11 protein-coding genes are annotated in these 15,049 nt (G+C 63.4%); 4 read left to right on the top strand and 7 right to left on the bottom strand.

The window, feature by feature from the left end; all coding sequences use genetic code 11:
- Nucleotides 1-8: 8 nt before the first annotated feature.
- A complete protein-coding gene (locus EHH60_RS19015) occupies nt 9-1,019 on the top strand; it encodes a hypothetical protein (protein WP_124160970.1) in 1,011 nt (336 codons plus the stop codon).
- Nucleotides 1,020-1,111: 92 nt separating this feature from the next.
- Nucleotides 1,112-2,290 (top strand): hypothetical protein, encoded by a 1,179-nt coding sequence (locus EHH60_RS19010; RefSeq protein WP_124160969.1) that lies wholly within the window; start codon nt 1,112-1,114, stop codon nt 2,288-2,290.
- 19 nt (nt 2,291-2,309) lie between these two features.
- On the opposite strand, the gene EHH60_RS19005 is transcribed toward EHH60_RS19010, so the two are convergent.
- The 3 genes from EHH60_RS19005 to EHH60_RS18995 form a co-directional block, all read right to left on the bottom strand.
- Entirely contained in the window at nt 2,310-2,972 is a 663-nt protein-coding gene (locus tag EHH60_RS19005) for a DUF4384 domain-containing protein (protein ID WP_124160968.1), read from the bottom strand.
- 20 nt (nt 2,973-2,992) lie between these two features.
- Nucleotides 2,993-4,783 (bottom strand): caspase family protein, encoded by a 1,791-nt coding sequence (locus EHH60_RS19000; protein ID WP_199751575.1) that lies wholly within the window; start codon nt 4,781-4,783, stop codon nt 2,993-2,995.
- Between the two features lie 140 nt (nt 4,784-4,923).
- Nucleotides 4,924-6,657 (bottom strand): NHL repeat-containing protein, encoded by a 1,734-nt coding sequence (locus EHH60_RS18995; RefSeq protein WP_124160966.1) that lies wholly within the window; start codon nt 6,655-6,657, stop codon nt 4,924-4,926.
- A gap of 159 nt (nt 6,658-6,816) precedes the next feature.
- Between EHH60_RS18995 and EHH60_RS18990 the strand changes: the two genes are divergently transcribed.
- Nucleotides 6,817-7,098 carry a hypothetical protein gene (locus EHH60_RS18990; RefSeq protein ID WP_124160965.1) on the top strand — a complete coding sequence of 94 codons (282 nt, stop codon included), beginning with the start codon at nt 6,817-6,819 and terminating at the stop codon, nt 7,096-7,098.
- Between the two features lie 98 nt (nt 7,099-7,196).
- Nucleotides 7,197-8,177 carry a DUF4424 domain-containing protein gene (locus tag EHH60_RS18985; RefSeq protein WP_199751598.1) on the top strand — a complete coding sequence of 327 codons (981 nt, stop codon included), beginning with the start codon at nt 7,197-7,199 and terminating at the stop codon, nt 8,175-8,177.
- Between the two features lie 7 nt (nt 8,178-8,184).
- On the opposite strand, the gene EHH60_RS18980 is transcribed toward EHH60_RS18985, so the two are convergent.
- From EHH60_RS18980 to tssM, 4 genes are read right to left on the bottom strand one after another with little or no spacing between them, the layout of a single operon-like run.
- Nucleotides 8,185-9,996, bottom strand: coding sequence for a serine/threonine-protein kinase (locus EHH60_RS18980; protein WP_124160964.1), 1,812 nt, complete (start codon nt 9,994-9,996; stop codon nt 8,185-8,187).
- Complete coding sequence (locus tag EHH60_RS18975; protein WP_124160963.1) at nt 9,993-10,769, bottom strand: PP2C family protein-serine/threonine phosphatase; 777 nt, start codon at nt 10,767-10,769, stop codon at nt 9,993-9,995. The genes EHH60_RS18980 and EHH60_RS18975 overlap by 4 nt, the downstream gene beginning before the upstream one ends.
- 6 nt (nt 10,770-10,775) lie before the next feature.
- A complete protein-coding gene (gene tagF / locus EHH60_RS18970) occupies nt 10,776-11,477 on the bottom strand; it encodes a type VI secretion system-associated protein TagF (RefSeq protein WP_124160962.1) in 702 nt (233 codons plus the stop codon).
- On the bottom strand, nt 11,474-15,025 hold the full coding sequence (tssM, locus tag EHH60_RS18965) for a type VI secretion system membrane subunit TssM (protein ID WP_124160961.1): 3,552 nt from the start codon (nt 15,023-15,025) through the stop codon (nt 11,474-11,476). The genes tagF and tssM overlap by 4 nt, the downstream gene beginning before the upstream one ends.
- Nucleotides 15,026-15,049 lie beyond the last annotated feature (24 nt).

Below are 15,049 nucleotides of genomic sequence, written 5' to 3'. Positions count from 1 at the left end.
TGACCTGAGTGACAACCTGCGAGCTGGAGCAGAAAGATGTCGGCACCTTTCCGGGTGTGACGCTCTTCACGAAACGGCAGGCGCCCGGCATGAGGCCGACGGCGGTCTATCTTCCACCGAAGCACGCAACCGCCGCCACCCAGTTCGATGTCGTAATCTGGCTACACGGTTTCTATGTCAGGGATCATGAATACCTGTTCCGGAACGATCCTGCGCGTCTGCGCGAACAGGTCCGGGACTCGGGGAAGGATGTCGTGCTTGTCGCGCCATTCCTGGGCTACGAATATGCTGTCGGTGACACCTTTGCCGGGAACTACAGCGTGAAGGATCTGGCTTCTGCCAAATGGGGCGAACGCTATCTGGACGAGATCCTCGGAGCTCTTGCCAAGTTCGTGGCGCCTGTTACCAGCACCGTCAACGGCACCCGGAGCATACCCCAGCTCCAGGTCGGCAAGCTCATCATCGCCTGCCATTCCGGCGGCGGAAGCGGCATGCGCAACCTGGTCGGAAGCCTGGGAAAGTATCAGCCGAACCTGTCGGCCTGCTGGGGATTTGATTGCCTCTACGGCGTCAAAGCGCAACCGGACGACGCCACGTTCTGGTACCAATGGCTGTCGGGCCAGAGCACCTGCGCGCTCGAAATTGTCTATGGCCCGACCACCCTTTCGCAATCGGTGAAGCTGGACCTGGTCGGACGCGGACTCGCAACGCTCGATGGCAATCGCCCTCCGTCACAGCGCCCTGCTCTCAAAAACCTCACTGTGAGCGTGGGTCACTATGATGCATTTCCGGCCTTTGGGCAGATGGTCAGGGTCAATGATCTGGATCCGGCCTTCGTCGACCGCTTCATGATTCCGCAGGTCGCCGACAAACCTCCACTGGGCCAGAAGTCGGCGTCACGCAATGGAGAATTCCTCAAACAGGCGATTGCCAACGTTCGCGGCGCTTTCCCCTTTCCGAAGGACATTCACTACATGATTGCCCGCGGCGGTTTCTACAGCCGCCTGAGTAGGCTGTAGCGTCGCAAAGGCCCCTCCGGCGGCCACGAATACGCCAGTCACCGGCTCGCTGCTTAACCTTGACTGTAACGATGCAAGGAGACACGCAGGACATGACGGAACCACCCTTCGATCCGAACACCGCGCCGAGAGCCGGCAACTCGGCTCAGGACCGCGCCGCCATGCGGGCGGACATGAACAAGGTCGCGCTGAAGCTGCGCGAAGCCGGCATTCAGCTTTACGGATTCTACAAGATTCACGACCTCGTGCCGTACTGGAATCCGCTTGGTTTCGATTTCATGTGCGACAACTGGCGGCAACTGCTCGATGCCGCCGGCAAGGCACCGCGGCTAGGCTCCGACCAGATCAACATGCCGGGCTACGATCCGTGGCTGCAGGCGGGCGTCAAGAGCGTCGGCTTCACGCAGACCGGCAAGGCTCCGCACGTGCATCTCGACATTGCGATCGATCGGCCCGGGCTCTGTCGGATTTACATCCTGGAGAAAGACGAGGAGCGACGTCTCGACGCCCTGCGACGGGCCCGGGTGGTCACCGCGAGAGATACCGACGTATTCAGGAAGATCCACCGGCGGGTGGAGGGTCTCGGCATCGATCTCGACGATCACATCGGCTCGCACCTGGAGGCGGGGCGGCTCGTGCTCGATGGCATCAATTTCGTGGCCAAGGATCACAACCGTCTTCTCGATGCGCTAACGAACCTGAAATATCCCGCCGGCAACAATGTCTTTTTTCGCGGAGAGAGATCCGGCCGCGGTCATTTCTTTGGCATGGCCTCATTCCTGGCCACCGACGGCATCGGTTTTCGGCAAATCTGGCAAACATTTCCGGAGGAAAGACCGATCGCAACACCAGATCCGCGTACCGGACCGGCGATGGATCCCAAGGCTTCGGGGCGGTTCGGCGATTCACCGAACCTGCCGGATCTCACGTCGGTGCACTGTGCCGTGTCGAAGCGGATCTGCAACGTCCATATCGACGAGATGGGCTTCGTGGTCACGGACAGCAAAGGCACCATCATCGTCGACCCTGATGCGCTGCGGCACATCTTCGTCGAATTGCTCTGGAAGACCAACCTGCAGGGCAAACTGCCCTTCTGGGCGCTCGACAACGTCAACTTCATCATCCCGAGCTCGCCAAACGACTTTTCCCGCGTTGGAGTCAGCGTCGACATCGCGAAGTTCGGGCGAGTCAAGATTGCGCTCAACGGGAGCTGCTCGGCCGACGGCAAGATGGAAGCAGCCGGCACGCTCACGCTCGGGTTCAAATTCTGAGACAGCCGACAGCCACGGCTCACTTGATGGAATAGGATTTGACGTCGAACGACCAATTGCTCGGCACCAGTTTTCCGCTGCCGCCGTCCGGCACACGCAGCTCCCTGGTCCACGCCGACAAATAGCTCAACGTATCGGCTTGATCCTGTAGTTTGCGCGGGAGATCCGGCAAATCGAGCAATTGCACGCGCCGTTCACTCAGGATAGCAACCATGATTGCCGAGCCGGTCGGCGGTGCGACGACATATTCAAAGCCACGTTGCCGCCCTGCCGGGGTCGGCACAACAAATTGCACGCCGGGCTTGACGAGATTGATGTCGCGGCCGTCCGACTGCTCCAACAATTCGGGAGTCGGAAAGATCTGGGACATCCGTCCTTCCGCATCGACATCCACCAGAATGAGATAGCCTGCCTTCTTCGCAGTCACGCCGAATGACACCTTGCCGCCAACGTCGACGGTCAGGCTGGGCAGGATCTCAAGGGACACACTTGCAGCATTGCTCTGTGCGGCGCTGGACTGTCCGCGCGTCGCCTGGATGCGCCAAAACCTTGGTGCGCTCGCCATGCTCGCATGTAGAGATTCCGGCCGCAGCGGCGCCGCGGGCGCGGCCCCGCTTCCCGCCAGCAGCAGGGCGAATGCGAAGCATACTCGTTTACGGCGGATCAGCTCCGATCGCCACATGGGGCTCCCCCAAACAGATGTCAGGGAGCGCTGAAGAAGCCGATCGAGGCGATCCGCGCGTCCGCAGGCAGGTAGCGCTCGAGGTTCTTGATCAACTGCCCTGAGGCGCGTCGCCGATTGAGCTGAATCAGGACGGTCTCGAGATCGACCATGCGCCGCTGCGAGGTTACAGCAACGATCTGCTCGGCACCGAACGGCTCACCCACCCGGAGTGGCAGCCGCAAGTTCGACGATTTGGCCACTGCCGCATCTGTACCCACCGGGTACAACATCTGGATGGTACCATCGCCGGATACATTGAACAGCAGCAATGCCCTTGAGGCCACGTCGGACAGTTCGACTTCGACGGTCTGACCAGCGCGCTGCTGTCGATCATCCGGCCAAATACGCATGATCTGCGGCGATCGGGTCGCCATGCGCTTGAGCTCGCGCATTGCTGCGGTGCGATCCACGACCGTCGGCAAATTGGCTACGTCCATCCCATAGGCGACGACATCGCCCCAGGCGATCACGTCATGAGAGACCGGGTCCCAGATCAGGTCGGGATTGTCCGTCGGCTGAACGGCCTGCACGGTGGCGTCCTTCGGCGTCACGCCGGCGAAATAGTTCATCTTGCCGTCGAGCGCCGCCAGACGGATCGGTGCCGTGAGACGGAGGGGCGCCGGTGCAGCGACGGTCGGGGCTGCAGCAGTCGGAGCGGCGAAGGGCGCAACCGTATTGGGTCCAGCGGCCAGCGTCGGCAGCGCCGGAGCCTTGGTCGTCGCAGCCGGCGGGGCAGCCGCCTGTCCATCAGCAGCCTGACTGGAGGCCGTCCTCGCGGCCGGCCCCTGAATCAGCACCACGCCGCGCGTCAGCTCGAAGGCGACGGCGGTCTCCGGCGCCTGCGCCGGTGACGATATCGTCACGATGTTCTGGCGCTGGTCCGAGAGCTGATAGACCACCTGCCGGACATTGGCGAAGAGCTCCTTGAGCGTCACCTTGCCATCGCGATTGATGTCCGCGCTGCCCTCCACTGCCCGCGCCACCGCGTAGCTGAGAGCCCCGCGCAGCCCATCGATCCCGGGAATCCGTACCTCGGGCGCCTTGGTGTAGCGATCAACAGCGGCGAGGAAAGCCGTGTGGTCGAGATCGAGCTCGGACTTCGGACCGTTGCTGTCCGATACCGGTTTCAATTCATCGACAAGCAACGTGTAGCGCGGCACCTGCCGGAAGCTCATCTCCGCAGCCCGCGGGTCGATATCGCGCACCATTCCGCCGCCATGGCAGGTGTCCGCCACGAAGATCACCTTCGCGCCGCGCAGCTCGAACTGCCGGATGAAGTGGTTGAACTCGCTCCCCAGAATGCGCTCGACGGACCCCTTCGGCGTGGTTTCGAAACCGGGCAGCAGGAACACGTTCTCCATCCCATCGGGCTCCGAGCCCTTGACGCGCTCAGGCTCCTGCGTGCCGTGGCCGGCGATCGACAGGAAGACGAGGTCGTTGGTCTTTGTGCGCGTCACCAATGCACTGATTTCACGCAAGACGCTCGCCCTGTCCGCTTGGGCATTGGTCAACTCGACGACATCGCTGACCCCCATCGTCTTCAGGCTGGACACGAGATCTCCAGCGTCAGCGACTGCGCCCTTCAGTTTGCGGACGTGCTGGTAATCGTCGATTCCGATCACGAGCGCGCGCACGGCCGCCCCATCCGGATTGCTGATCGCCAGTGCTTCCGCTGCCTGGGCGCGCTGTAGCGGCAGACCGATCACCGCAGCAAGCGCAATGGCGGCAGCGCAGCAGATCCCGTACTCAAATCCTCTGGGCCTTCGCATCGTGATGCACCTCGATGTCATGCAAGCCGGTTCCCGAACCGGGCCGGTCGGACGTGGCGGCGACACCTCGCCCGAGCGTCCCGGATCCAGCCTGCGAACAGCATTCGCTATCCATCTGTAGCGCCAGTGACACACATGGTTCAGCGCCTCTTGGTCGCGGTTTTCGTAGCCGCCGATTTGCGGCCCGTCGGCGCATCGGAGTCCTGGTAGGCGTCAGCCGAAACGGTTGTCTGGTCATCGGCGAAGGCACGGAAGCGAACCGGAGTGTAGCCACGCGCAAGCAGGCTCGCCAACGGATAGATGTTGCGGCAAACGCGTCCGTTGCAGCCGCCGGTCGAGGACTCCATCACCTCCGCCTTGCGATCCGGCGTGAACCGCAGGAACAACATCACATGGGAGCCGGGCTTGTTGAGTGCATCGCCGGGCTTCAACTCCCAGGGGTTCGTCACGGGCGCAGCGATCGCGGGAATGGCGGCGGTCGTGTAGTGGACCGAGAGTCCCCACGTGGCGCTGACGAACGCCGAGCAGTCGACGCCCGCCACATCCGGCCGCGGCGCGTTGCGGGTGCAGACATTCCCGGCCAACGTGCCGCTCTCGATGCGCTGCCGGAAGTTTGCGAGCGAGCCGTGACAGCCCCAGCAATAGGGTACGCCGCGCACCTCCTGGTTTACCTTGCCCTGAAGGTACCATGGGCGGCGAATGCGGTTGAATCCGCTGCACTGGCTGTCCGGATCGTTGCCATAGTTCGCCGGCGTCAGCTTCCACTGCACGCCCTCGAACGCAAACGCGGTCTCGATCGCCTGCTGGCGATTTGACGGCCGCACCGCCGCTGTCGCATTGAACTTGCCATTGTTGTAAGGCTGCGCGGTTGCCGTCCGCGACGGCCGCGCGTCGATCACCGACGCGTTGCGCAAGGGGCGGAAGCCGACGCCAACCACATCGACACCGGTTGGCTTGGTTCGCAGGAAGTAGACGTCGCCGTCACCCGAGATCGTGACGAACCGCCTCGTCAGCGGGGTGTTTTCCAGAGGCAGCTCGTAGATTCCCTCGATCCGGCCGTTGGCGGCATAGCGCACGACAAAAGTGGATGCGTTCTTTCCCGACGGCGGAATGTCTTCGGCCAACACATAGAAGCGATCGCTATTGTCGATCTCGAGGAACTCGACCGTACCGAGCTGGTCACGCACGCGCAGGCCGAGCGCGCCAATGGTCTCATTGGTAACCATGGTCTGGATCTCGATCCGCACGCTGGAATTGCCCTTGTCCGGGATGATATCGGCAATGACCGAGCCCTTGCTGCGGGACGCGACGTACTGCCGGTCGGGCTGCCGGCCCGTTTTGACGACGGCCGCGCGGGTGTTCTGGTCGAGCAGCTCGGTCGCGCTGCCGGGTGGCTGCGATCCCATCTGGGCGAAGGCGGAGATGGCGACCTGGTCGTCCGTGGCGCGGCTCGAGACTTCCTCAAGCTGGATTTCGTCGCCACCGAGCCCGCGCGTGGACTGGTCTGGCGCTGCCTTCAATGTGCGGACGCCGCCGTCCCAAACCATGATGTCGCCGTTATGAACGACGAGATCGGTCGGCTGTACATCCCTCGGCATCTTGAGGACGTCAGGATCGGAATCCGGTCGCTTGGGATCGAACTGGAGAATGCGTCCGTTGACCTGATCGAGTACGAACAGGTTGCCCTGCCCGTCGGCACTGAGCGCCTGGGGACCAGCCAGTTCCACGTCCTCGCCGGCCGGGACGATGCCGACCATGGAGGCAGCCGAGCCGCCCGAAAAGCTCCGCACGACGGTGTCCTCGGCATGCGTCCCGGTGGCGAAAATGCTCGCACCGACGATGAAGACCCAGATCCAACTCGTTGGACGAAACATGTTCGCCTCAATGTGCCCGAACCGATTGTCGCGCCAGATCGACTAATCCGAGATGCCGTTGATGCGGCGCGTCAATTAGTGGTGAGCAATCTCAATCGCGTTCAATTCTATCACCGGACGGTGATAGTCCGAATGTCTTCAGCTTGCGGTGCAAAAACCATGGCCAAGAATAGATTTGAGCAGGTCAACGAGATCCAGCCCGACGCCATTACGCTGATCCTGAAACGCGACATTGACGGCGCCACCGGATCGGTCGTGATGCCGGCTGCCAGCAGCGGCGGACGGCTGTCCAATGACCAGGTCAGCGCCCCCTTGCCGGCCCAGGACGCCTTTCGCGGCGCGATCCGGCTGGCCAATGACGTGAAGCTCGCGATCGTGGTGTGCGATCCGGACGGCGTCTGGAAGCCCGAATGGGGCGATCTTTACCACGCCCTCGACTGACTCATTGCCGGGCAGACCGGCACATGTTGCGACGCCGTATGGAGAAGAGCATGCTGAACGGACCGCTGCCCCGCGCGCCGTTGCGGGTCCGAGCCTTGATGGTCGCGTTGTTGGTTGCGACCAACTGGCCGGCACGGGCCAACGACTCGGCCGCCGAATTGTCGATCGGAGGGCTCCAGTTCGTTCGCACCCGCGAAGTGGCCATGGAGAGCGAGGATCTGCGTATCGCACTCGACAGGATCATCGTTCGCTATCAATTCGCCAACGTCACCAACAAGCCGGTGAGGCTGACTGTGGCCTTTCCGCTGCCCGACATCGACCTGTCGGAGGCCGATAACATTGCGCTGCCGTCGAACGACCCGGTGAACTTCGTAGACTTCGAGACCCGGATCGACGGCAGCCCAGCGCCGCTGACGATTGATCAGCGCGCCATGATTGGCGACAAGGATGTCAGCGCACTGCTCCGCCAGCTCAAGCTGCCGCTGTTGCCCATCGGCAGCCGCGAGATCCGCGTGGCCGACCTCCCGGCGGCAACCCGAACCCGGCTTGTGGACGAAGGGCTATTGATGCCTGCCGGAATGAGCGACAACGGCCGTCAGCAATATGCTCCAGGCTGGGTCACCAGGACGTCTGCCGTGCGCCAGCAGGTGTTTCCGCCCTCGCGCGCCGTTGTCGTCGAACACCAGTATCGGCCGAGCGTCGGCTCCAGTGCTGACACGATACTGCGCCCGGGCCTGCGCCGCAGCAACGCACTCGGCCCGGAAGTCGCGCGTTACCGGAAGGATTATTGCGTCACGGACGAGTTCCTTGCCGAGCTCGACAAGCGCGCCGGCGACGGCACGGCCAACACCGCTAAGCTGCAGGAGCGGCGCATTTCATATGTGCTCAAGACCGGCGCGAATTGGGCCGGGCCGATCCGGGCGTTCAAGCTGACCATCGACCCCGGTGGCAGCGACCGCCTGGTCAGCTTCTGCCAGGGCCGGCTCAAGGCGTCCCCGACCGGAATCACGCTTGAATATACGGCAAGCGATTTCAAGCCGGATGCCGACCTGAAGATCCTGATGATTGGAAAATTCTGAGCGCCGATCAGTTCGTAAGCATGACGTAGCGCGCGGCCGCGGTGATCGTCACGTGGTTGCGCTGGGCGTCACTCAGCGCCTGCAGGAAGAACGTGTCGGCAGCCGTCGGTCGCGGCTGGCGCAACGAGTCCAGAACCTGCGGAGTCGCTACGGCCAAGATCAATTGCGGACCGCTCGCGCGCGGCACCGGGAGCGAAAACGACAGCGAGTCAATACCCGGCTTCAGAAGGTAAGACAGGCTTTGCACCTCACCGCGATCCGATACCACGAGCAATTCCACCACCCGATTGGCGAAGTTCTCGATGGTGCCGTTGAGGGTTTCGCCAGCCTTCAGTTCCGTCGCTGACAGGGTGACGCGCGGCACGCGCACCTGATCGCTTCCCACCTGGCTCAAGAACTTGACGGCCGGGCACTGGGCCTGGGTCACCTGCCTGACGCCGACCGAAGCCTCAAATCCCTGGTCCCGCCGAAACGCCTTGTCGAACGTATCGAACGGGGCCGTCGAGGCGCCGAAGCCTTCGATCACGGCGGCGGTTTGACTGACCGCAACCGGCAAGATGAAGAAGCAATCGCCGCCGGAATATTGAGTCACATATTTGCGGATGCGCTCGGCTCGTCCCTGCCCGTCGGCTGGCGGAGTGGGCGTTACCGTCGGCGGTGGTGACAGCTTCACCGGCTCCCGACGTCCGGGCTGTGGTGCAGAGGGCTCGACTTTCGGCGGCGACATTGTCCCCGCGAGTTTCGGAGGCGGCGGCAAGCCCGCCACGCCAGGCGCCGACCAGACCAGCTTGTAGAAGGCATATCCACCCCCGCCCAACATGAGCAGCACCGCGGCTGCGCTCGCATAGAGCCAGAGACCGCGCGGCCTCTTCTGCGCGGTTGAGGGCGCCCTGTCCTGCCAGGCCGGCGCCGCGCTTTCCGGCGGTGCCAGCGGATCGAAGCCGGACAGCGGCGCGGTGGATGTCTGAGGCGGACCTGTCGGCGTCCATCTGGCGACCTCTGCCATGGTCGCACGCAACGCCGGATCGGGCTGCAGCATGCGCTCCAGCAAAGGCCTGATGCGCATGTCTACCGCACCGAGATCGGGCACACGGCGGCGCTTCTCCACCAGTTGAAACTGGCTTCCGCCCATGTCGAGCTTCTGTCCGGTCAGCGCATGGAACAGCACGAGGCCGAAGCTGTAGACGTCGGACTTCGCCGTGATCTCGTTGCCGTACAGGCCGACCTGCTCCGGAGACGCGTAGTTGTCCTTGCCGGCGAAGCCCGAACCGATGATGGTCTTGTCGCCCATCTGGGTCGATCGGGCGATACCGAAATCGATGATCTTGGCGCGTCTCACATCGTCGAGCGGCACGATGATGTTGTCCGGGGAAACGTCGCGATGGATGATGCCGTGCTCGTGGGCGGCCTCCAGTCCCGATGCAACGCGCTGCATCAGCCTGACCAGCGCCTCGAATGTCAACGGCCCTTCGTCGAGCATGTTCGAGAGCGAACGGCCGTTCACGAACTCCATCGCGAGATACGGTCGCTGCAGCACGGGCTCCACGGTGAACAGGAAGTAGCGAACGATCGCGTCGTGCGGGAGATTGTGAAGCGCCGCTGCCTCCCGCCGGAACAGCGCGAGCGCGGCCTCGTTGTCGACCATGTCCGGCAGCAGCATTTTCACCGCAACCGGCGATCCGGTTTGGATCTCACGGCACTTGTAGACCTCACCCATGCCGCCCGCGCCGATCACCGCTTCGATCTCGTAGATGCCGTTGAGGCGGGTGCCGGGCGGCACACCGCGGTAGCCCGACGGGAATGGATCGTTGACGGTCATGGTTGCGACTCCCGATCCAGCGGCGATCTTGTCGGTTCTGAGGATCGCGGCATCAGCAGCCGCACAACCACGATCGTCACGTTGTCGAGCCCTCCTCGATCAAGGGCCAAAGCGAGCATGTCATCGCAAGCCGCCTGGGCGTGCCGCGTGATCGCGTGCCGCAGGATCTCGTCGTCTCGCACATGCTTGGTCAAGCCGTCGCTGCAGATCACGAAGACGTCTTCCGGCTCCGCCGGTCCTGTCACGACCTCGAACTCCGGATCGTCGGCGACGCCAACGGCCCGGGTAATGGCATTGCTCGGCCAGTCCTTGACGTCCTCGCGCGACACCGCGCCGCCGGCAATCAGTTCCTCCAGCTCGCTGTGATCATGCGATACCTGATTGATGCTGCCCCGGTTGACCAGGTAGACCCGGCTGTCGCCCGCCCATATGCAGGCATAATAGCCGTCGCGCACGAGCAGAACCGCCGCCGTGGTGCCGACGGTGGCACCCTGCCGCTCCTTGCTGAGCGACAGGATCTGTCGGTTCGCGTGGAACAACCGCTCCTCGCACTGCGCCAGCAAGTCGGCGGCCGAGTCCGGCAAGCCGATCGTGTTAAGCGACTGCACCACGATGCGGCTGGCGAGATCGCCGGCCTCGTGACCGCCCATACCGTCGGCGACGGCCCACAGGCCGACATCGGTCCGGACCAGGCACGAATCTTCGTTTCGCGTCCGCACCCGTCCGGCATGAGTGACGCTACCGACATCGAACAAGGAAGGGACATGCACCATCGCGCGTCACCCCGTCCCGGATGCTGTACGGCCGAGATCGCCGGTCAGCAGTGTGGAATAGTGAAATGGATCCGGCAATCCGCGGCAAGCGAGCGCGATTGATGGAAAGCCTTCGCCACCCGCGGTCCACCAGAAACTTGCCGCAGCATAGATCTGCGGACTGGCAGCGGAAAGCGCGGCAAAGGTCTGGGTGAATGCGCCATCCGCGGAAACCGCCCCGACGGTTGTTGCGCCCAGTGCGATCATTTGCGATTCGTCGGCGATCGGCGCCTGCGGTCGCGGCACCGCGAGGCGATCCAGGGCATCCGATATCTGCTCAAAGGTTGAAGTTTGATCCAGGGTCGAAAGCAGGAACGCCTCCGCCTGCCCGTACCATTCATCCTGAGGATCGACGCTCGGCGGCGGCAGTAAGGCGCTTTCGTCCGACACCGCATGCAGCGTCAATGGATAATACCGCCCTACCCCGTCGAGCGAAGGCATCATTGCCCCCGCCACCGTCGTGCCGCAGATGGCGGCGCCAAGCCAGAATCGCCAGACCGGTGCGGTCAGGAACGCCTGCTGCCAGCCCGGGCCGAGCTGATGACAACTGGCCGACAGCGCAGACTGCACCCATGGCTCCCAGGCTTCCAGGAAGCTGCGCGGGGTGGCGATCGCGATGAAATCACGCTTAGCGCCGATCTTGCCGAATAGCCCACAACGCATGGTCATATTCCGGTCGGGCAGCGAAACTCGCGGAGCACCGACAGGTTGAGGGGATTGCGCAACGACCCGGTCGAAATCTGATAGTTGAGCTCGCGCCCGGCGACGATGAAAGTCGCGCTGGCGGTTTCCGCCTTCACCACCAAGGATCCAGCCTCCAGCATCCGGAACAACGACCAGGGACCGATGCGCTCGAGCACGGATGGCGGCCCGATATCGTTGCTGACCGAAATTGCCGTCCGCGGCGACGGACCCGGCCAGAGAACGGTGGTCGGTGCGTTGCTCTGAGGCTGCGGCGGTGGTGGCGGAGGTTGCGGCCCGCCGAACATGGACGAAGCCGTTGGCGGGCCCGGCGTGACCGGGCTGGTGATCGTCGTACCGCCAATCTCGGTCTTGACCGTCACGCCCGGCCCGGATGCCCCGGGCGGCCGGATCGCGAACGACACCGCGGGCACGCCACCGCCGGTCTGGAAGAAGGCGTCGCGGACGTAGGCCGCATTCTGGAACTGCTTCAGCGTGTCGGGCGAGAACGATCGGCCGACGGGACTCTCCTTCCGCCACGTCCAATCTGATCGCGAAGTGTCGGCGTAGGATGCCAGGAACTGGGTGAAGAATTTGTCCATGACGCCGTTCGGACTGAAAAGCTTGGCGAAGTCGGCGAGTGGCACCTCCTGATTGCTGCCGCGGACGAACGGATACCGGTTGGCCACCGTCTGCTGGCAAACCGGCGTGACCTGATCGCGCAGCGCCTGCAGGATCTGTCCGGCAGTCGAGGCGGCAATGCTGCCCTCGAACTCCGCGGCGGCCGCGCGCAGCATGTCGGAGAACGGCGGCGGCATGCGCGAGGCATTGTTGCGCAGGGCCGCAACCTCGCTCTGAAGCGAAGCGGTCGCCTGCGCAGTCAGTTGCGGGTTCTCGATGATCAGCGTCAGATTCTGCGCGATGTCGTTCAGATTGGCGATGGTCGAGTCGATCGGCCGGCGGGTGCTGTCGCCTTCCAGCACCGCATGATATGGTTTGAACTGCGCTTCGATCGTCGTCCCGGGCGGTCCATCCTGGGCGTTGGTGAACAGTGGCGGCGCGGCCGCAGCAGGCGTGGCCGGGTTCGTGGCAGCATTCGCCGGCTTCGGCCGTTCCTTGGTCAGCATCGTCTCGTCGCGCACCGATTCCAGGATTTGCCGCATCGGTGAGGTCGGCGCGGAAACCGCCCTTAGCACCTCGTATTTCGGCTTGTCGGCGAGCAGTTTCTTCAGACGCAAGCTGCCCAGCGCGGTTCGCCAAGTCGTGACAAACTCGTTGGAATAGATGTTCAAGAGGTCGCCGGCGAGGTTGTCGTACTGCTGGTCGATGGCCGACTGCTGGCCGGCATCGCCCAGAACCCAGCGTTCCTTCTTCATGCGCTCCGACAAACCCGGCAGCCGGGCGACGAAGTTCTGCTGGAAGCCGTTATACGTGAAGAACTGGGGCACCCGCACAGCGTCCAGGGGCTGCCCCGTCGTGGTTTCGAACACGACCGCCATGTCAGGACCGCCGCGGCGGGCGGCGATCCAGTCACCTGCGGTCGATGAGCGAGCCTCGGATTTCAGGAATTCGTAGGCGCGCTGCGACACGCTCAGGCGCGCGAGCGAATTCTGCGCCTGCTTGATCAGCCGGCCGTCCAGCTCGACAAGCGGGGGCTGCTCCGTCTCGAGGTCGAACATCGCCGTGAGGTTATCATCGAGCAGGCGCCGTCCTTCTGCGTTGGTTGCGCCGGGATAGAGGTTGTCCTGCCAGTCGCGCTGCATCCAGGAGCGGATCAGTTCGCGGTCCGGCGACTGCAGGCCGCCGAGCATCAGATAGACCTTCAGCGCCTCGTAGACGAAAGCAGGTTCGTTGATGCGCGCGTTGAGCTGCTCCTCCAAACGATACAGCAGGCGTGGCCTGAACATGCGCTCGAGCGCCGCATGATAGGCCGCCTTGGAGGGCGACATCAGCCGGGCGTGCTGGCTGAGCCCGTAACGGGCCGACAGGGGCACCGATTCGTTGCGCGATCCGTAGCCCGCCGGGGCATTGCGCAGCCGATAGAGCAGTGGCAACACCTTGTCGAGGTCATGATCGTCGATCAGCGTCTGCTTGATGAGAGGCGCTCCGGCGGCTGCATATTCGTTGTCCGCCTGCACACTCTGCGCGATCAAGTCGGAATTGCGCTTGTAGCTGGTCAGCCATCCTGCGATCAGCCCGATCGAGACCAGACCGATCAAGGAAAACGCTGCGGTTTTCAGAATCAGGGCGCGGCGCACCGCCGCACGGTCGGTCGAAACCCAGTCGGCCTCTCCGATGATGACCTTGGAAATGAGATCGGCTAGGAAATAGCTCTTGCCCGTCCCTGAATAGGATCCGGAACCGACCTCCTCCGCGCCGAACGTGCGCGCCAGCGACCCGATCAGTTGGTCGATGGGCGTCCCTTGCTGCGTACCCGAGGTGAAGTAGAATCCGCGCAGGTTCGCGTTCACGTGGTAGCGCGTTGGCTCGAAGATCTGATTGAGGAAGTCGTGGATCTTGGGCTTGAGCCGCGCCATCTGTGCCGGGAAGCCGAACAGTTGCACGCGGTGCTGCGGCGTCGGCTCGTCCTGCAGGCGGTCGAGTGTTTCCTCGCTCAGGCGCTCCAGCAGACGGTCGGATTCGACCGGTATCTGTCCCACCAGATTCTGGGTCTTGTCAGCGGTTTGGAACGTCGCACCCCAGACCTGGCGACGGCCGGCCTCGCCAAGATAGGCGAAATATTCGGTGAAGCCGGCAACGAGGTCGGCCTTGGTAAAAAGCGCGTAGACGGGGAAGCTGACCTTGAGCTTCTGATGCAGCTCGAGCAGGCGCATTCTGATGGCATCGGCGTGAAGCGCGAGCTCCTGCTTCGGCAGCGTCAGCACGTCCTCGATGCTGATGGCGACCAGGACGCCGTTGATCGGCTGGCGCGACCGGCTCTTCTTGAGGATGTCGAGGAAAGCCAGCCAGCTTTCCTTGTCGGCCTTGGCGTTGGAATCCTGAGTGGTATAGCGGCCGGCCGTATCGATCAGCACGGCCTCCTCGGTAAACCACCAATCGCAATAGCGGGTACCGCCGACGCCCGCGACCGCAGCCGGCGTCGCCCCGCGCGCGAGCGGAAATTTGAGCCCGGAATTGACCAGCGCAGTGGTCTTGCCGGCGCCGGGCGGACCGATGATGACGTACCAGGGCAGATCGTAGAGATAGCTCGATTTGTTGCCGCTGGCGGTCTTCAGCGTGGCGAGCGCATCCTTCATGCGCTCCTTGAGAACCGGCTCGTCGCTGACGGGCTGGTCTGCCGCACTGATCCCGTCGGCGATCTCCTTGGCATTCTTGCGCCGCTTGAAGAAACTGAAGCCGGCGACGCCCGCCACGGCCGTGATCAGCAGCAGAATCGCGATCTGGCGGATGATGTGGTTCTCGAGCGGATGCCAGTCGCCGAATGCAATGAAGGGACCTGCGAAATAGATCACGGCGCCGAGCGAGCTGAGCCCAACTCCGTAGAGAATGATGCGGATGATATCCTTGGCAAGCATTGATCGGTACCTGTCGCAAACCGC

Origin of the sequence: Bradyrhizobium sp. RP6, from assembly GCF_003837805.1 — a bacterium.
Taxonomy (GTDB): domain Bacteria; phylum Pseudomonadota; class Alphaproteobacteria; order Rhizobiales; family Xanthobacteraceae; genus Bradyrhizobium.
This window is presented reverse-complemented; position numbering and strand designations above follow the sequence as displayed.